The organism is Paenimyroides ceti, from assembly GCF_030409925.1.
Window position 1 is genome coordinate 38,516 of record NZ_JAUFQU010000001.1, and the last position, 19,417, is coordinate 57,932.

13 protein-coding genes are annotated in these 19,417 nt (G+C 35.9%); 8 read left to right on the plus strand and 5 right to left on the minus strand.

Annotated elements, in window-relative coordinates; genetic code table 11:
• The 7 genes from QW060_RS00205 (at position 1) to pgi (ending at position 9,563) form a co-directional block, all read left to right on the plus strand.
• Positions 1-2,208: a patatin-like phospholipase family protein gene (locus tag QW060_RS00205; RefSeq protein WP_290361725.1), complete on the plus strand. Its 2,208-nt coding sequence runs from the start codon at positions 1-3 to the stop codon at positions 2,206-2,208.
• A 183-nt stretch (positions 2,209-2,391) separates the two neighbouring features.
• A complete protein-coding gene (locus QW060_RS00210) occupies positions 2,392-3,549 on the plus strand; it encodes a homogentisate 1,2-dioxygenase (RefSeq protein WP_290361726.1) in 1,158 nt (385 codons plus the stop codon).
• A gap of 47 nt (positions 3,550-3,596) precedes the next feature.
• Positions 3,597-4,757: a 4-hydroxyphenylpyruvate dioxygenase gene (gene hppD, locus QW060_RS00215; protein ID WP_290361727.1), complete on the plus strand. Its 1,161-nt coding sequence runs from the start codon at positions 3,597-3,599 to the stop codon at positions 4,755-4,757.
• Positions 4,758-5,016: 259 nt separating this feature from the next.
• Positions 5,017-5,778, plus strand: coding sequence for a DUF3108 domain-containing protein (locus tag QW060_RS00220; protein ID WP_290361728.1), 762 nt, complete (start codon positions 5,017-5,019; stop codon positions 5,776-5,778).
• Positions 5,775-6,710, plus strand: a complete 936-nt coding sequence (locus tag QW060_RS00225; RefSeq protein ID WP_290361729.1) for a tryptophan 2,3-dioxygenase family protein — start codon at positions 5,775-5,777, stop codon at positions 6,708-6,710. Before QW060_RS00220 ends, QW060_RS00225 begins: the two co-directional genes overlap by 4 nt.
• Before the next feature lies 1 nt (position 6,711).
• Entirely contained in the window at positions 6,712-7,959 is a 1,248-nt protein-coding gene (locus QW060_RS00230; RefSeq protein WP_290361730.1) for a M23 family metallopeptidase, read from the plus strand.
• Positions 7,960-7,961: 2 nt separating this feature from the next.
• On the plus strand, positions 7,962-9,563 hold the full coding sequence (gene pgi / locus QW060_RS00235; protein WP_290361731.1) for a glucose-6-phosphate isomerase: 1,602 nt from the start codon (positions 7,962-7,964) through the stop codon (positions 9,561-9,563).
• 12 nt (positions 9,564-9,575) lie between these two features.
• Here pgi and QW060_RS00240 read toward each other — a convergent pair whose 3' ends face one another.
• The 3 genes from QW060_RS00240 to QW060_RS00250 are packed head-to-tail and all read right to left on the minus strand — an operon-like array spanning position 9,576 to position 13,998.
• Entirely contained in the window at positions 9,576-10,049 is a 474-nt protein-coding gene (locus tag QW060_RS00240) for an energy transducer TonB (protein WP_290361732.1), read from the minus strand.
• Positions 10,049-13,408 carry a transcription-repair coupling factor gene (mfd, locus tag QW060_RS00245; protein WP_290361733.1) on the minus strand — a complete coding sequence of 1,120 codons (3,360 nt, stop codon included), beginning with the start codon at positions 13,406-13,408 and terminating at the stop codon, positions 10,049-10,051. The genes QW060_RS00240 and mfd overlap by 1 nt, the downstream gene beginning before the upstream one ends.
• A gap of 5 nt (positions 13,409-13,413) precedes the next feature.
• The gene (locus QW060_RS00250) at positions 13,414-13,998 is read right to left on the minus strand and encodes a hypothetical protein (RefSeq protein WP_290361734.1); all 585 of its coding nucleotides are present in this window, start codon (positions 13,996-13,998) and stop codon (positions 13,414-13,416) included.
• Positions 13,999-14,146: 148 nt separating this feature from the next.
• On the opposite strand from QW060_RS00250, the gene QW060_RS00255 reads away from it, so the two are divergent.
• Positions 14,147-15,088, plus strand: a complete 942-nt coding sequence (locus QW060_RS00255) for an L-threonine 3-dehydrogenase (RefSeq protein WP_290361735.1) — start codon at positions 14,147-14,149, stop codon at positions 15,086-15,088.
• Between the two features lie 100 nt (positions 15,089-15,188).
• On the opposite strand, the gene QW060_RS00260 is transcribed toward QW060_RS00255, so the two are convergent.
• Together QW060_RS00260 and QW060_RS00265 are read right to left on the minus strand one after the other, a co-directional pair.
• The gene (locus QW060_RS00260; RefSeq protein ID WP_290361736.1) at positions 15,189-17,246 is read right to left on the minus strand and encodes a M13 family metallopeptidase; all 2,058 of its coding nucleotides are present in this window, start codon (positions 17,244-17,246) and stop codon (positions 15,189-15,191) included.
• A 92-nt stretch (positions 17,247-17,338) separates the two neighbouring features.
• Entirely contained in the window at positions 17,339-19,396 is a 2,058-nt protein-coding gene (locus QW060_RS00265; protein WP_290361737.1) for a M13 family metallopeptidase, read from the minus strand.
• Between the last annotated feature and the right edge of the window lie 21 nt (positions 19,397-19,417).

Genomic DNA, 19,417 nt, shown 5'->3' on the forward strand with positions numbered 1-19,417 from the left:
ATGAAAACACTTACCTTTCTTTTATGCGTGATAATGAGTTTTAGTGTAGCAAAAGCACAGGAAAATCAGCGAAAAAAAGTAGGGGTAGTGTTAAGTGGCGGAGGTGCGAAAGGGCTGGCGCACATTGGAGTTTTAAAAGTACTTGAAGAAAACGGCGTAAAAGTAGATTATATAGCGGGTACAAGTATGGGGGCCATCATTGGAGGCTTATACGCCTCAGGATATACCGCCAGTGAACTTGATTCAATCTTTAAAAATGTAGATACTGAAGCCTTATTGCAGGATTATATTCCGAGAATATCGAAATCATTTTATGAAAAAAGAAATGATGAAATATATGCGCTTCAGCTTCCTTTTGATGATTTTAAAATAGGAATGCCTGCTGCGTTATCAAAAGGAATGTATAATTATAATTTACTTTCAGGGCTGTTACTGCATGTAAGGCATGAAAGAGATTTCAATAAACTGGCTATTCCGTTTTTATGTATTGCTACAGATATAGAATCCGGTAAGCAGGTTATTCTGGATAAGGGTATACTACCTCAAAGTATATTGGCAAGTGGTGCATTTCCTTCCTTGTACTCCCCGGTAGAAATAGACGGTAAATTGCTTATTGATGGTGGGGTGGCCAATAACTATCCGATAGATGAACTGCGCAAAATGGGAGCAGAGATTGTTATTGGAGTTGATGTTCAGGATGGGCTAAAAAACAGAGAAGATATCAGAGGAGCATCAGATATTTTATTGCAGATCTCGAACTTTTCAATGGTTCAGGATATGAGTCGTAAAATTCGGGAAACAGATATATACATAAAACCCGATATCAAAGGATATTCTGTGATTTCCTTTAGAGAAGGAAGTGATATTATAAAAAAAGGAATCGAAGCAGCAGCTCCGTTTACTGAGGAGTTCAAAAAAATGGGAAGTCCGGAATACATCAACAACCCTCCGAGTTTCAGAGAAAAATACAAAGGGGATCTGTGTATATCAAGGGTAGAAATTAATGAAATGGAAAACTTTACTTCGAGTTATGTATATGGAAAGCTAAAGTTTACACCAAATACGACCTTAACATTTGATAACTTCTCTACAGGAATTAATAATATGAATGGTACCCAGAACTTTAGCAGTATTGTATACAGTTTTGCTGAAGAAGACGGCGGAGATGTCTTGAAATTAAACCTGAAAGAAGCAAAAACCCAGCGCTATCTTAAATTTGGGTTACACTTTGATAACCTCTATAAAAGTGCTGCTTTAGTCAATGTTACTCAAAAAAAGCTCTTGTTTAAAAATGATGTTATTTCGCTTGATTTGGGAGTTGGTGATCAGTTTCGTTATAATTTAAATTATTATGTAGATAATGGTTATCGATGGAGCGTTGGTTTTCAGTCTAAGCTCAACAAGATTTCGCGTAATATCAATCGTCCGATCACAAGCAACTTTATAGAACTGCCTACTTTGCCTAACAGTCTGAGTTTAGATCTTGTAGATGTTACTAACCGTCTTTATTTTCAAACATTTTACAGAGATCAGTTTCTTGTCGCGGTAGGATTGGAGCATAAATTCAATCAGGTCGATATTAAAAATCTGATTTTTGATATGCCGTGGATAGATAAAAGCCATTATTTATCTGCTTACGGAAATATTGTATTTGACACGTATGATAACAAATATTTTCCGCGTAAAGGTGTAATATTTAATGCAGAATATAAAAACTACTTTCATTCATCAGATTATACAGGAAATTTTAAGAATTTCTCACAGATCAATGCAGAATTAGGAACTGTGAGAACTTTTTTTGATAAAGTTAGTGTTGAAGCAAAAGCAGAAATTGGTGCTACTATCGGTAGTGAATCTTCCAGTTTTCTACAGTACTTTTTTGGAGGATATGGTTTTCAGTCCGTTTATAATGTTAAACAATTTTATGGATATGATTTTTTGAGTGTATTTGATGATTCCTATGTAAAAGTGCTTTTTAGAGTGGACTATGAGGTTTTTAATAAACATCATCTCAACATAGCGGCTAATTATGCACAGATAGGCAACAATATTTTTCAATACTCTGACTGGATTTCAAAACCAAAATTCAATGGTTATGCCATCGGTTACGGATATCAGGCAATTATCGGACCTATAGAAATTAAGCATAGCTGGTCTCCCGATACCAGAAACCATTACACATGGTTTAGTGTTGGTTTTTGGTTTTAATTCCCAAAAACTTCTAAAATTAACAGGTATCTATTGTTAGTCGAAAAAAAAATAGATATTTTTGTTAGATATGAAAAATTGGAACGGACTTTTATCACATCTTAAATATCTCATCAAGAGAAATCCTGAATGAGAAGCACCTGCTTATTAGGTATTTTATAAACAAACTAAAAGAATAGCGTTATGCCAATGTATCATAAATTGGGAAATATCCCTCCGAAAAGACATACTATATTTCGTAAACCAAACGGAGATCTCTATTACGAACAATTGTTCGGAACTATAGGATTTGATGGAATGTCTACTAACATGTATCATGAACATCGTCCTACACAGGTAAAGGAAATCAAGGGTTCTTATAGTGTAGCTCCTAAAATTGCAAAAGCAAATAACATTCAGTCATACCGTTTTCGCGGATTTCAGGTAGATCCGGTTGCTGATTATCTTGAAAGCAGAAAAGCGGTACTGACCAATAGTGATTGTACTATTGTTTTGGCTGCTCCAAGCGGTAAGACACAGGAATATTTTTATAAAAATACCGACGCTGACGAATTGATCTTCATCCACAGAGGTACAGGAGTCGTTCGTACAATGTTAGGAAATCTTGATTTCAAATACGGTGATTATATTCTCATACCAAGAGGTATTATCTATAAGATAGACTTTGATTCGGAAGATAATCGTTTGTTTATTGTGGAATCGAGAAGACCTATTTATACCCCTAAACGTTACAGAAACTGGTTCGGACAATTGTTAGAGCATTCTCCGTTTTGTGAGAGAGACATCCGCCGTCCGGAAAAACTGGAAACGTATGATGAAAAAGGTGAGTTTTTAATAAAAGTTAAAAAACAGGATGAAATCTTTGATATGGTATATGCAACACATCCTTTTGATGTGATTGGTTATGATGGTTATAACTATCCGTATGCTTTTTCAATTCATGATTTCGAACCGATTACAGGAAGAATCCATCAACCGCCACCAGTACATCAAACTTTTGAAACAGATGCCTTTGTTGTCTGTTCATTTGTTCCGCGACTATATGATTATCATCCGGAATCTATCCCGGCTCCCTACAATCACAGTAATATTGACTCAGATGAGGTACTTTACTATGTAGACGGTGATTTTATGAGTAGAAATGATATAGGACCAGGACATATATCACTGCATCCGGCTGGTATTCCGCACGGACCACACCCGGGAGCTGTAGAGAGAAGTATTGGGGCTAAAGACACACAAGAATTAGCTGTAATGGTGGACACCTTTAAGCCTTTAATGGTTACAGAAGAAGCAATGAAAATTGCTGATGAGAAGTATTATCAGTCATGGCTGGATTAAGCTGCTCATCATAGTACAACAAAACAACAAAATTTAAAAAAATTAAAATGGACAATAATTTAAAATCAGTAGAATTCGGATTAGAGAAAATATTTGAAGGAGCTCAGGATTTCTTGCCTTTATTGGGTACAGATTATGTTGAGTTTTATGTAGGAAATGCAAAACAGGCAGCGCACTTTTACAAAACTGCATTCGGTTTTCAGTCATTGGCGTATGCAGGATTGGAAACCGGTATCAGAGACAGAGCGTCTTATGTATTGAAACAGGACAAAATCCGAATTGTATTGACTACAGCCTTAAATAGTGAATCTCCTATTGGTGAGCATGTGAAAAAACATGGAGATGGAGTAAAAGTAGCAGCGCTTTGGGTTGAAGATGCACGCTCTGCCTATGAAGAGACGATTAAAAGAGGAGCAAAGTCTTTTATGGAGCCAACTGTTGAAAAAGACGAGTTTGGTGAAGTTGTCCGTGCCGGAATTTACACTTATGGTGAAACAGTACATATGTTTGTAGAACGCAAAAATTACAACGGTGTATTTTTACCGGGATATAAGGTATGGGAATCGGACTATAAACCAGAACCTGTTGGCTTGAAGTATATTGACCACATGGTAGGTAATGTTGGTTGGAATCAGATGAATAACTGGGTAAAATGGTACGAAGAAGTAATGGGATTCGTAAATTTCCTTTCGTTTGATGATAAACAGATCAATACAGAATATTCGGCTTTGATGTCTAAAGTAATGTCTAATGGAAACGGTCGTATTAAATTCCCTATCAATGAGCCTGCAGAAGGTAAAAAACGTTCTCAGATTGAAGAATATTTAGACTTCTATGAAGGCGAAGGAATTCAGCATATTGCTGTAGCTACAGATGATATTCTTTCAACAGTGTCACAAATGAAAGCAAGAGGAGTAGAGTTTTTAAGTACGCCACCACAAGCTTACTATGATGCTATTCCTGAGCGTTTAAAAGATCATATGTCAAAGTTTAAAGAGGATATTAACGAACTTCAAAAACTTGGAATTATGATTGATGCAGATGAAGAAGGTTATCTGTTGCAGATTTTTACCAAGCCGGTTGAAGATCGTCCAACCGTATTTTTCGAGATTATTCAACGTATGGGAGCAAGAGGTTTTGGAGCTGGTAACTTTAAAGCGCTTTTTGAATCGATTGAAAGAGAACAAGAGAAAAGAGGTACATTGTAAATAGTGAATAAACCAATTAAAAGTTAAAGTTGTGTTAATGTAATTAGTGGTGTTATTTAGTGTTTAATAATCACTATATTTGCACCCACAAAATACAGGGCGTCGTAATCCGTATTTTGTAAAATAAATTTTTCATAATTTATAGTTTTTTGGTTGGTTAATAGCATAAAAGCTCAGTTATTTGTTTAACTGGGCTTTTTGTTTTCTTTTTTCTTTGGAATAATTATTGCTTTTTTTATCTTAACACAAAAAAATAAATATGAAAAAGTATCTGCAAATAGTGCTGTTTTTTATAACACTAAATGTGTTTTCACAAACAGCATATAAGGAAGGTGAACATTTTAAATTTAAGATTTCTTATGGTATAATCAATGCCGGAGTTGCCACTTTAGATTTGAAAAGTACTACTTATAACGGAAAATCGGTTTATCATGCTAAAGGAGTCGGTTATACAACCGGTATTACAAAAACATTTTTTAAAGTATATGATGATTATCAAAGTTATTTTGATAAAAAAACGGGTGTTCCCTATCGTTATATACGGAAGATAGATGAAGGAGGCTATACAAAAAATCAGGAGGGATTTTTTGATCATTCTTCAAAAACGGTATTGGTAAAAGATTATAAAGGAAAAATAAACAACACTTTCAATGTTACTACCAATGTACAGGACATTGTTTCTTCTTTCTACTATTTGAGAAATCATCCAAAAATAGACAAACTCAAAAATGGAGAATCAATCGAAATAGACATGTTTTTTGATGATGAAATATATAAATTTAAACTAAAATTTATTGGTAAAGAAGAAATTAAAACTAATTTTGGTAAAATAAATACATTAAAATTTAGACCATTAGTACAATCAGGACGTGTTTTTAAAGAACAAGAGAGTTTAACTGTATGGATTTCAGACGATGCAAACAAAATTCCTCTGAAAGTTCAGGCGAGTTTAGCGGTAGGTTCTCTTAAAGCAGAGTTGGTTAAATACAGTGGCCTGAAGCAAAAGTTAGGAACTAAATGAAGATAACAGGACAACAGAAAAATAAATTAGAAGCCTTAGATCAGAAATTCAAAAATATTGATCAGAAATTAGATACCCATCTGGAAGGTCTGTTGTGGCAGAAGCCTATTACCTATTGGGATTATATACAGACAGATGCTTTGCTTGGTTTACAGATTCAGCGTTCTGTATTGCCAGATGAAATGGTGTTTATCATGTACCATCAGGTAAACGAGTTATTGTTTAAAATGATCTTGTGGGAGATGAATCAGGTGTGTCATGCGCCAAAACTTACAACTATATTTTTTACTGAACGACTCAACCGTATCAGCCGCTATTTTAATATGCTTACGACCTCGTTTGATATTATGAGAGACGGAATGGAACCTGAGCAGTATTTGAAATTTAGAAATACGCTCACTCCTGCGAGTGGTTTTCAGAGTGCCCAGTACCGTTTGATCGAATTTGCTTCTACAGACCTTATCAATCTTATTGATGCGCGTTATAGAGAAACGATTGACAGAAATACGTCTTTTGAACATGCTTTTGAGCATTTATATTGGCAGGCAGCCGGAAAAGATTATAAAACGGGAAAAAAATCGTATCTGATCAATGAGTTTGAAAAGAAGTATAAAAAGGAATTTATTGATTTCATGCAAGAGTATAATGAAATTAATCTATGGCAGAAATTCAAGGAGTTACCTATAGAAGATCGACAGAATAAAGAATTAATTGATGCGATGCGTCACTACGATAAGACAGTAAATATTACATGGGTTATCGGTCATTTTAAAGCAGCTAAAAAATATATAGAAAGCGAACACGGACCGCAGGAAGCAACCGGAGGAAGTGATTGGAAAAAATATATGTTGCCGGAATACCAGCGAAGAATATTCTTTCCTGAATTATGGAGTGAAGAAGAGTTGAAAAATTGGGGTAAAGGAGCTTTATAATATGCAGCAATTAAAATATATATGCTTTCTGCTTTTGGTAGTTACCATCATTTCCTGTTCAGGAAAGAAAGGGGATAATGAAGAAGAGTTTGTAATCGAAAATGACAGTACTGAAATCAATACAGAAGTTGCTTTTGGCTTTCAGTTAAATGAATACAGAGTTGAACGGGATACTATAAAAAGAGGAGATAATATTAGTTTAATTTTAGCGCGTCACAATTTTGATGCTACCGAAATAAGTCAGATTGTTGAAAAAGTGCGGGATTCGTTTGATATACGTAATATCAGAGCTGGTAATACATTAACATTATTAAAGAGTAAAACAGACCCCCCTAAACTGGAAGTGTTGATTTATGAACCCAATAAAATGGGATTTAATGTTATCGATTTCAGAGATTCAACAAGAGCGTATACCGTAAACTACCCGATAACTTACAAAGTAAAAACTGTTGCCGGCTCAATTGACGGATCTTTATCCAGTTCTCTCGCCAGAGAAGGATTGGATGCTGGGCTGACTTCCAAGCTATCAAAATACTTTGCTTGGTCGATTGACTTTTTTAAATTCAAAAAAGGAGATAAATTTGCCTTATCAGTAAGGGAAAAATACATCAATGACTCGATTTATATTGGAACCGAAGAAATATTAGGGGCTTATTTTGAATACAAAGATAAAGATGTGTATGGGTTTCCATACGGATCAGAAAATCAAAAAAATGTGGAGTTTTTCGATGAGAATGGTAAGCAGATGAAAACAATGTTTTTAAAAGCTCCTTTGAAGTATTTTCACATTACCTCTAAATTTACGAACAGTCGTTTTCATCCGGTTCAGAAAAGATGGAAAGCACATAACGGAACTGATTATGCGGCACCTCACGGAACACCGATTATGACTACTGCAGCAGGAACAGTGATAGAGACAGGGTATTCATCCGGAAACGGAAATTATGTAAAAGTAAAACATGATGGTACCTATACAACACAATATTTGCATATGAGCAAGATATTGGTAAAGCGTGGACAACGCGTCACACAAGGTCAGACAATCGGTAAGGTAGGAAGTACCGGATTAGCTACGGGACCACATGTATGTTATCGCTTTTGGAAAAACGGAGTACAGGTAGATCCGTTAAGACAAAACCTTCCAACGTCACAGTCAATGAGCAAAGCCCAGTTGCCTGCTTATCTGGCAAAAATAAAACCAATAAAAGAGGCGATGGATGCCGAATTAAGTGAAAAATTCCAACATTAATTATGTTCGTAAAAGATAATCCGTCAGGAACTGTTTCCTGGGAGCATTTGAGAAATCATTTCTTTGAGATGCAGTACGTGAAAATGCAGGAATTGTTCAATGAAGACAAAGATCGCATTAAAAAGTTCCACATTCGTTGGAAAGATTTTATCGTTGATTTTTCTAAAAACAGGATAAACGATACTACTCTTCGGTTATTAGTGGATTTTGCCAATGAAATGAAGCTCTCACAAGGTATTGAAGCTCTTTTCAATGGCGAACTGATTAACGAAACAGAGAAAAGAAGTGTATTACATACTGCTTTAAGAGATACAAAAAATAAGTCAGCTGTTACCGAAGAAATAAAGGAAACTCTTTTCAGAATCAAAATGTTTTCTGATAAAGTGATCAAAGGCGAATACAGATCTACTTCAGACAAACCTTTTACAGATATTGTAAATGTTGGTATCGGAGGCTCAGATCTGGGGCCGAAAATGGTGGTAGAAGCCCTGGGCAATTACCGCAATCATCTCAAAACTCATTTTGTTTCTAATATTGATTTTGATGCGATCGATGAATTGTTAAAAAAGCTCAATCCTGAAACAACTCTTGTTATTGTCGTTTCTAAATCATTTACAACAAAAGAAACTATTGAGAATGCGATTCTTTTTAAAAACTGGCTTATCGCACATAAACAGGATGTCTCTAAACATATTATTGCCGTTTCTACCAATAACAATGAAGCGCAGGCTTTTGGCATTCAGGAGCAGAACATTTTTCCTATGTGGGATTTTGTTGGCGGCCGTTTTTCGTTGTGGAGTGCGGTAGGTATCAGTATTGCTTTATCAGTAGGTTATGCTCATTTTGAGGACTTACTTAAAGGAGCTGAATCAATGGATGAACATTTTAAACAGGAATCTTTTGATAAGAATATACCAGTTGTACTGGCCTTACTGAGTATTTGGTATAATAATTTTTTTGGTTTTGAAACGGAAGTTGTTATTCCATATGCAAATAAACTGACAGATTTTCCGGCTTACCTGCAACAGGTGACGATGGAAAGCAATGGAAAGAATATTGACAGAGCTCAAAATCCCGTAAACTATCAGACAGGAACTATTGTATGGGGGGAAATAGGTACAAATTCCCAACATGCCTTTTTTCAGCTTTTTCATCAGGGAACCAAAATAATTCCTGTTGATTTTATCGGCTTTATCAATCCATTTAATGAATCAGATATGCATGACTTGCTTATGGCTAACTTTTTTGCTCAAAGCGAAGCTCTACTGAATGGAAAAGTAGGGAACTATGCAGAACAACCTCAGGAAGATGATGTAAACGCTGTATATAAAGGCTTTTTAGGAAATAGGCCTTCCAATACCTTTTTGATAGAAAAGCTTACACCAGAAAGCTTAGGAAAGCTTCTGGCAATTTATGAACACAAAACATTTGTTCAGGGGTATTTATGGAATATTTATAGTTTTGATCAGTTTGGAGTAGAGTATGGTAAAAAACTGGCAGAATCAATTAGGGAAGAAATTCAAAATAAACATATAAAAGGCCATGATTGTTCTACTACATTTTTATTAGAGAACTATTTGAAATATAGAAAAAAGACCTTGTAAAAAGGTCTTTTTTTATTTTAAATCTTCAATATAGACTCTGACAGGTATCGTGAAAATTCTTTTTACGGGTCCTGAGAGCGTTTTTGCAGGTATCCACCTTGAGGAAGTAATCACACGAACACTTTCTTTATAGAAACTGTTTTCGACCGTTGTATTTACAGGTTTGAAATCAACCGGTTTACCCTCCTTATCAATTGTAAACATCAGATAGAGCATATAAGTAGTGGATTTTTGCTCTGCCTTTGGAATATCTTCTAAAGTAACATTGTTGAAATTGAAGTTTTTGGTAAAATAATTATAAAAATTATTCATTCCGCCTTTATAGCTTGCTTCCGAGATGACATCTTCATTTTCTGAAAGATTTTCTTTTATCTTTTCTAAATCAACCCGGAACAATGTGTTTTCTTTTTGTTGCAAAGAATCTGTTTGACAGAAAGCATGAGAGAAAATCAAATAAAACAGAGCTGTAAGTATCGTTTTTTTCATTATAGTTCGTCTAATTTAGTTAATAAATCCAAAGCTTTAGAAATACTTTTTACCTGATCAAATGTTAGGAGCAGACGCAGTCCGTTTTTCGTTTCTTTTTCCTTTAACGTTGCCAGATTCGCATACGCCTGTATAAATAACAATACTTTTTTAAATCGGTTGGACTGATAAAAATCAGATTGCTGGTCAGAAATAAAGTAACCAATCATTTTTCCCTGTTTAAGCAATAGCTTTTCAATTCCGATAGAGCTGGCAATCCATTTAATACGAACGCTGTCTAAAAGATTTTTTGCCTGCTTTGGCAATGCCCCGAATCGGTCAATGAGTTTCTGTTCATATTGTTTGAGATCGCTTTCGTTTTTCAGCGTGCTCAGTTCATTATATAACGTTAAACGTTCAGAAACATTGTTAATATATTCGTCCGGAAAAAGAATTTCAAAATCAGATTCAATGACAATATCTTTTACATAGACCTTATTTTCTATATGATTGTCTTCTTCATATAAGTCCTTAAATTCATTTTCTTTAAGTTCATCAATAGCTTCATTCATGATTTTTTGATACGTTTCAAAACCGATCTCATTGATAAAGCCACTTTGCTCTCCGCCTAACAAATCACCGGCACCTCTGATTTCAAGGTCTTTCATAGCAATATTGAATCCGCTGCCCAGATCGCTGAATTGTTCCAGTGCCTGAATCCGTTTGCGGGCGTCTTCTGTCATTGCTGAGTACGGTGGACAGATGAAATAACAAAAAGCTTTTTTATTGCTTCGTCCTACGCGACCTCTCATCTGATGTAAATCGGATAAACCAAAGTTATTGGCATTATTAATGAAAATAGTGTTGGCGTTTGGCACGTCAAGACCACTCTCAATAATAGTTGTTGCTACAAGTACATCAAAATCACCTTCCATAAAGGAGAGCAACAGATCTTCCAGTTTTTTACCATCAAGTTGTCCGTGTCCGACTCCAACTTTTGCATTCGGAACAAGGCGTTGGATCATCCCGGCAACCTCCTTAATATTTTCAATTCTGTTGTGTATGAAATACACCTGTCCGCCTCTTTCAATTTCATAAGAAATAGCATCTCTTATGACTTCTTCATTAAAGCCAACCACGTTAGTTTCAATGGGATACCTGTTGGGCGGTGGAGTTGTAATTACGGATAAATCTCTTGCAGCCATTAATGAAAACTGTAATGTTCTCGGTATAGGAGTAGCGGTAAGCGTAAGTGTATCTACATTTTGGGAAATGGTTTTAAGCTTGTCTTTAACTGCGACACCAAATTTTTGCTCTTCATCAATGACCAATAACCCCAGATCTTTAAAAACTACATTTTTACTTACCAGCTGATGGGTTCCGATGATGATATCTACTTTACCTTCTTGAAGTTCTTTGAGTGTTTCGGACTTTTGCTTGGCAGTTTTGAAACGGTTCAGATAGCTTACTTTCACTGGCATTTCTTTGAGCCTTTCAGAAAATGTACGGTAATGCTGAAACGCAAGAATGGTTGTTGGTACCAGTACAGCCACCTGTTTTCCGTTATCTACAGCTTTAAAAGCTGCTCTGATGGCCACTTCTGTTTTACCGAAACCGACATCTCCACATACCAAACGATCCATAGGACGATCGCTTTCCATGTCTGCTTTTACATCAATAGTTGCTTTCATCTGATCAGGAGTGTCTTCATAGATAAAGCTGCTTTCAAGCTCAGCCTGTAAATAGCTGTCCGGAGCTGATGCGAAACCTTTTTCCAGACGGCGTTTTGCATAAAGTTGTATCAGATTAAAGGCAATGTGTTTTACACGGGCTTTGGTTTTTTGTTTTAATGCTTTCCATGCATTAGAACCCAGTTTGTATATTTTAGGAGGAGTTCCGTCTTTCCCGTTGTATTTAGATATTTTATGTAAAGAATGGATACTTACATATACAATATCATTATCTGCATACACGAGTTTGATGGCTTCCTGTGTTTTACCTTCTACCTGTATCTTCTGTAAACCGCCAAATTTGCCAATTCCGTGATCTATATGGGTTACATAATCTCCTACAGAAAGAGTGGTTAATTCTTTGAGAGTAATAGACTGCTTTTTGGTATAGCCGTTTTTAATGTTGAATTTGTGATAACGTTCAAAAATCTGGTGATCAGTATAACAGGCAATCTGAAGTTCTTCATCGACAAACCCCTGAAACAAAGGCATGACAATGGTTTCGTATTGTGCTACTTTTTGAGTGTTATCATCTTTAAAACTTTCAAATATTTCGTGAAAACGTTTCGCCTGAGTATCGTTGGAACAATACAGGTAATTAGAAATACCGTTTTGAGTATTTTCGTTGAGATTTTCGATCAATAAGTCAAATTGTTTATTGAAAGAAGGTTGTGGCCTTACATGAACCTCAAGGTTTTTGCTGTAAGAAATATCCTGAGAATTGCTTAAACCGATGCAGCTGAATTTTTCCAGAGCATCAAAAAAGCTTTTTCCATTTACAAACATCTGTTCAGGACTTGCATGACGCACATTCTCTCCCAATTGGTTAAAAGCTTCTTCCGCTTTGACAAAAAGACGGTCTAATTTTTCCTTTAAGTAAGTGGGATTCTGAATTATCAATAGGGTATTCTCTGAAATGTAATTCAGAAAAGATTCTCGGCTTTCCTGTAAAAATTTGTTTTCTACATTAGGTATGATGGTTATCTTTTTATTGGTTTCAATAGAAAGCTGTGTTTCTACGTCAAATGTGCGGATGCTGTCAATTTCATTTCCAAAAAATTCAATGCGGTACGGATTGTCATTCGAGAATGAAAATACGTCAATGATACCTCCTCTGACTGAAAATTCACCGGGTTCAGAAACAAAATCTACTCTTTTAAAATTATACTCAAATAAAACCTCATTTACAAAGTCAATGGTCATCTGGTCACCTAAGTTGATTTTAAGAGTGTTTTTATCCAGTTCTTTTCGGGTAACCACTTTTTCGAATAAGGCATCTGTATAAGAGACAATAACAGCGGGTTTTTTTCTTGAATTTATTCTGTTAAGCACCTCTGCCCTAAGTAATACATTGGCGTTATCTGTTTCCTCAATCTGATAAGGTCTGCGATAAGAGCCGGGATAGAAAAGGACATCTTCCTTACTTATGATGTTTTCAAGATCATTTAAATAATAAGCCGCTTCTTCTTTATCATTGAAGATGAGTAAAAAAGGAACGTCATTTTGTTTGAACAAAGCTGATAACTGGAAAGATAGAGAAGACCCGATAAAACCGCGAACGGCAATTTTAGTTCCTTTGGTATTAATTGAATCCTGAATTCTTTTTGTTGCAGATCCTTTTTCGTATAGTGATTTAATAGATGATTTCATTCGGGTTATTCTGTAGGAATTGCGTTTCTGGAAGCTCTTTTTACGGTATCAAAGGATTGGATCAGCTGATCTTCACCCTGTTCTTTTGGAATTGCTTTTCTAAGTAAGATCTCGTCAAACTGATTTCCAATTGACAGATAATTTTTATTGATTTCTGCTAATAATTCTTCTACCTTTTTTTGTTGAATCACATCGAGTTCCATATACATATCCAATGAGTTTAAATTGGTTTGTAGCAGGGCAATACGGCTTTCAACAGCTGGTGTTTTAAATGTTTCTGGAATATTGTTAGATAAGGTGATTCCTGTCATTGCCAGTTGGGCTGCCTTCTTTCTGAAAGCATTAAGCGAAGTGACGGGTTTAGAAATAATTTCTCTTTCAAAGTCATTCCATTCTTCCCAGTCCGTCAAAATTTTTGCCGTTTCAGGAGTTATTTCTGTTTTAGTAAACAGCCATTTTTTATCAATCGATTTAAAAACAGAGTCGTTTTTTTTACTGTTTACGGTCTGTGAAGCTGAAGGGTCAGCAGTCTTTTTTTCACAAGAAACTATTAAAAAACAAAACGTTAGAAATAAATAGACGGCTTTCATAGAATACTAAATTGAGGATACAAATTTACAAATGTTATTTCTATTTTATCCTAATTAAAACGAAAGTAAATCGGATGAAATTAATTTATAAACTAAATTTTTAATACTTTTCTAATTAAGTATATTTGTAGTTCAAAAAAACAAACAAATGCATACGAGAATTTTAATTATAGGAGCTTGCGGGCAGATTGGTTCTGAGCTTACCGCAAAACTTCGGGAAATTTACGGAACGGATAATGTAGTTGCTTCTGATATTCGAAAAGGAGATCAGGATGTTTTTAAAAGCGGACCATTTGAAGTTTTAGATGCTATGAATTTTGATGCTGTTGCTGCTGTAGTTGAAAAATACGAAATAGAAGAAGTATACCTTATGGCTGCTTTGTTATCGGCAACAGCGGAAAAAAATCCTGCTTTTGCGTGGGATTTGAATATGAATTCTTTATTTCATGTGTTGAATTTAGCTAAAGAAAATAAAATCAAAAAAGTGTTCTGGCCTTCAAGTATTGCCGTTTTCGGACCTACTACTCCAAGAGACAATACCCCGCAATATACCGTTATGGAGCCATCAACTGTATACGGAATTTCGAAGCAGACAGGCGAACGCTGGTGCGAATATTATTTCAATAAATATGGAGTTGATGTAAGAAGTATCCGATATCCGGGATTAATTTCATGGAAAACATTACCAGGTGGAGGTACTACAGATTATGCGGTAGATATTTATTATAAAGCCGTAGAAGAAAATAAATATACCTGTTTTCTGTCAGAAAATACGGCTCTGCCGATGATGTATATGGATGATGCGATTAAAGCAACAATTGGTATCATGCAGGCACCTGAAGAGCAGATAAAAATACGATCGTCTTACAATTTGTCTGCAATGAGTTTTACACCAAGAGAAATTGCAGCATCTATTGAAAAGGTACAACCGGGCTTTACGATTGATTATGTTCCTGATTTCAGGCAGTCAATTGCTGACTCATGGCCAGCGAGCATTGATGATCAAAAGGCAAGAGAAGATTGGGGATGGAAACATGATTTTGATCTGGAGTCTATGACAAAAGAAATGCTTGAAAATTTAAAGAAATAAATCATTAAAAAAGCTGTTAGAAAACTAACAGCTTTTTTAATGATTTGTAATGTATATATTATAAAAAATCCCGAATCAATAGTTCGGGATTTTTTTATGATTACCAGATTTTTACGCGTTGTTCCGGTTTTATAAATAATTTGTCTCCTTCTTTGATATTGAATGCTTCATACCATGCATCCAGATTCTGTAAAGGAACGTATGATCTGTAAATCGCAGGAGCATGCGGATCTGTTTTTACCTGTTTTTTTACGTATTCGTCACGCGATTTTGTTCTCCAGATGGTTGCCCATGAAATAAAGAAACGTTGTTCCGGTGTAAATCCGTCAATTTTTTCTGTAGTCGGATGTTTTGCCAGATATAATTGCAATCCGTCATAAGCTGCGGTAATACCACCAAGATCTCCGATATTTTCCCCTAATGTAAAGTCTCCGTCAACATAGATACCCTCAAATGGCTGTAAAGCACTGTATTGTTTTGAAAGTGATTTTCCGAGTGTAGTAAATTGTTCCAGATCGGTTTTTGTCCACCAGTCTACCAGATTTCCTTCAGCATTAAAACGCGCTCCGGAATCATCAAAACCATGAGAAATTTCATGTCCGATTACGGCTCCGATTCCACCATAGTTTACTGCCTGATCTGCTTTATAGTCATAAAACGGAGGTTGTAGAATAGCGGCCGGGAATACAATTTCATTATACATTGGATTGTAATAGGCGTTTACCATTTGTGGTGGCATGCCCCATTTGGTTTTATCTACCGGTTTTCCAAATTCTTCAATGTTTTTAGTTATCTGCCAACGGTTAATACCCATCATATTGTTAAAGTAGTTACCTCCTTTTTCTTTGCTGATAATGTTGAGCTTTGAAAAATCTTCCCATTTATCAGGGTAGCCAATTTTAATGGTAAGTTTATGCAACTTGTCAATAGCTCCCTGTCTTGTAGCCGGTGCCATCCATGGTAATTTTTTAATGCGGTTTTCATAAGCCTGAATGATGTTGTCAATCATTTCCTTTGCCTGTTGTTTCGCTTCTTTAGGGAAACGTTTTTCTACATACAATTTTCCTAAAGCTTCACCAACTGTACCATTTACAACCTGTAAAGCGCGTTCTTCAATAGGTCGCTGTTGAGTAGCACCTGAAAGCGTTTTGCCATAGAAATCCCAGTTTGCTTTATCGATTTCAGTACTTAACTGACTTGCAGAACCATTTAAAAGCGTCCAGTTAAGATATAATTTAAGGTCGTCAAAAGAAGTTGTTTTTAATAAAACATCCAACGTTTTCATATACTTTGGCTGACTTACAATTACATTGTCTAAATCAGAAAGACCTGCTTTTTTAAAGTATTCTTTCCACTGAATTGAAGGCGTCAATTTCTGAAGATCTGCAACCGACATTGGGTTGTAGGTATTTCTTTCGTCTCTTAATGCTACACGGTCCAATTCCGCTTCAGCCATTTTAGTTTCAAAAGCAATAATTTTGTCAGCAGATGCTTTTGCCGTTGCTTCGTCCTGCCCGATAAACTTCAGCATCCGTGCGATATGTTTTCTGTAAAGTTCCAGTTTCTCTTTAGAGTCTGTATCTTTTGCCAGATAATAATCTCTGTCCGGTAATCCTGTTGTCCCGGCATCAATGTACACAACGTTTTTATTAGAGTCCATCGCATCTGCCATTACATACATACCGAATAATCCGATACCACCGTTAAAAATAGATTCCTGAATCCATTGGTTTAGCGTCGTAAGATCATTTACAGCATTATTTTTTTCAATAAACGGTTTGATAGGATCAATTCCCAATTTATTACGGGTTACCGTATCAAGATACGTTTTGAAAACATTAATGGCTTTTCCTTCATCTGTCAGATCACCATATTTATTGCTCTTCGCTGCTTCTTTTAGGATGTTCAGTACATCAAGATCCGTATTTTGAGCAAGTTCATCAAAACTCCCCCAGGTAGATTTATCTGCTGGAATTTCGGTTTTATCATACCACAGTCCGTTGACATAACGAAAGAAATCATCACCTGGTTTTACTGTAGTATCCATATGTTCTAAGTGTAGTCCGTGCTTTTCAGTATCTGCCTTTTCTTTTTTGTCGCAAGATGATAATCCCAACAAGGCAGTTGCCAGAACCATCGCAGTTATTTTTCTATTCATATTTCTGATAGTTTTACTATTGTACAAATGTAGAAATGTTTTGGGTAGGGAAATGAAAAAGCCTTAACTTTTTCCGTTAAGGCTTTAAAATTTTACCAGATTTTTACTCGTTTTTCAGGAGCCAGATATAATTTATCTCCTTTTTTGATGTCAAAAGCCTGATACCATGTGTCAACATTCTGTAACGGAACGTACGCACGGTACATGCCCGGAGCATGCGGATCTGTTTTTACCTGATTTCTGATAGCTTCATCACGGGATTTCGTTCTCCAAATGGTTCCCCATGAGATAAAGAAACGTTGTTCCGGTGTGAATCCGTCAATCAAGTCAGGGCGTCCTTTGTCTTTCATATACAATTGTAACCCGTCATAAGCTGCATTTACACCCCCTAAATCACCTATATTTTCACCCAAAGTAAATTTTCCGTCAACAAAAGTGTTTGGTAGTGGTTCTAAAGCTGAGTATTGATCTGCCAATGCACCACCCAGACCGGTGAATTGTTTCAAATCATCATCTGTCCACCAGTTTACTAAATTACCATCGGCATTATAACGTGAACCGGAATCATCAAATCCGTGAGAAATTTCATGACCAATTACAGCTCCGATTCCACCAAAGTTTACTGCTTCATCAGCTTTATAATCATAGAAAGGTGGCTGAAGTATCGCTGCAGGGAAAACAATTTCATTGTTGGTAGGGTTGAAATAAGCATTTACGGTTTGCGGAGACATTCCCCATTTGGTTTTGTCTACCGGTTTTCCATACTCCTCAATATTTTCATTGAATCCCCAACGGGATACGTTTTTCATGTTTTCAAAATAAGTACCTCCATCTTTTTGTGATTTGATGGTCAGACCAGAATAATCTTTCCATTTATCAGGATATCCTATTTTAACAGTAGATTTCTTTAATTTTTCAATCGCTCCTTTTTTAGTAGCTGGCGTCATCCATGGAAGATTATTGATACGGTTTTCAAAAGCCAAAAACACATAATCAATCATTTCTTTTGCTTTTTCTTTCGCTTCAGCAGGGAATTTTTTCTCCACATATAATTTACCTAGAGCTTCTCCAACTGTGCCGTTTACAACCTGTAAAGCACGTTCTTCAATAGGACGTTGTTTTACAGCACCTGTTAACGTTTTGCTATAGAAATCCCAGTTTGCTTCATCAATTTCTGTTGTCAATACTCCGGTAGACTTATTGATTAAAGTCCATCTCATATAAGCCTTGATGTCCTCTATAGGAGTTGTTTTTAATATGGTATTTAATGCTTCCATATATTTAGGCATAGAAACAACTACCTGATCTACATTTTCTAAACCGGCGCTTTTAAAATAGGCATTCCAGTTTACTAATGGTGTCAGTTTTTGCAGTTCAGAAACAGTCATCGGATTGTAGGTTTTTCTACGGTCTCTGCGTTCTACACGATCTAAGCGTGGGGTTGCCATGGCTGTTTCAATGCTTACTACTTTGGCAGCATCTTTTTTTGCCTGTTCCGGTGTTTCACCAATCAGTTGTAGCATTCTGGCTACATGTACTTCATATTTTTGTTTTTTCTCTTTGGAGTCTGCATCATCAGAAACATAGTAATCTCTGTCAGGAAGTCCGATACTACCCGGACTCAGGTTGATTACATTTTTATTGGAATCCATAGCATCTGCATAGATGTACATTCCAAAGAAACCAATACCGCCTTCCGGTAACAATTCATTAATCAGAGCTGTTACATCCTGAACATTTTTGACCTTATTGATTTTTTCTAAGTAAGGTTTTATCGGGTCAATTCCTAATTTGTTACGGGTAATGGTATCAAGATAGGTTTGAAATACATAAACGGCTTTTGCCTGATCAGAAGCAGGATCAAGATTCGGATTATTGACAGCTTCCTTTAAAATGGCAAGGGCATCAATATCAGTGTTCTGGCGCAGTTCATCAAAACTACCCCAGCGTGTTCTGTCTGCAGGAATCTCAGTTTTGTCTACCCAATGACCATTTACATATCTGAAAAAGTCATCTCCGGGTTTTACGGATCTATCCATATATTCCAAATGAATCCCGTGGGTCTCTTTTTTACTGTCCATTTTTTTTGTCTTACAAGCAGTTATTATCGTTAAGCTCAGCGCTGAAAATAGTACTATTTGTCTGTTCATTATTTTTAATTTTTATGACTG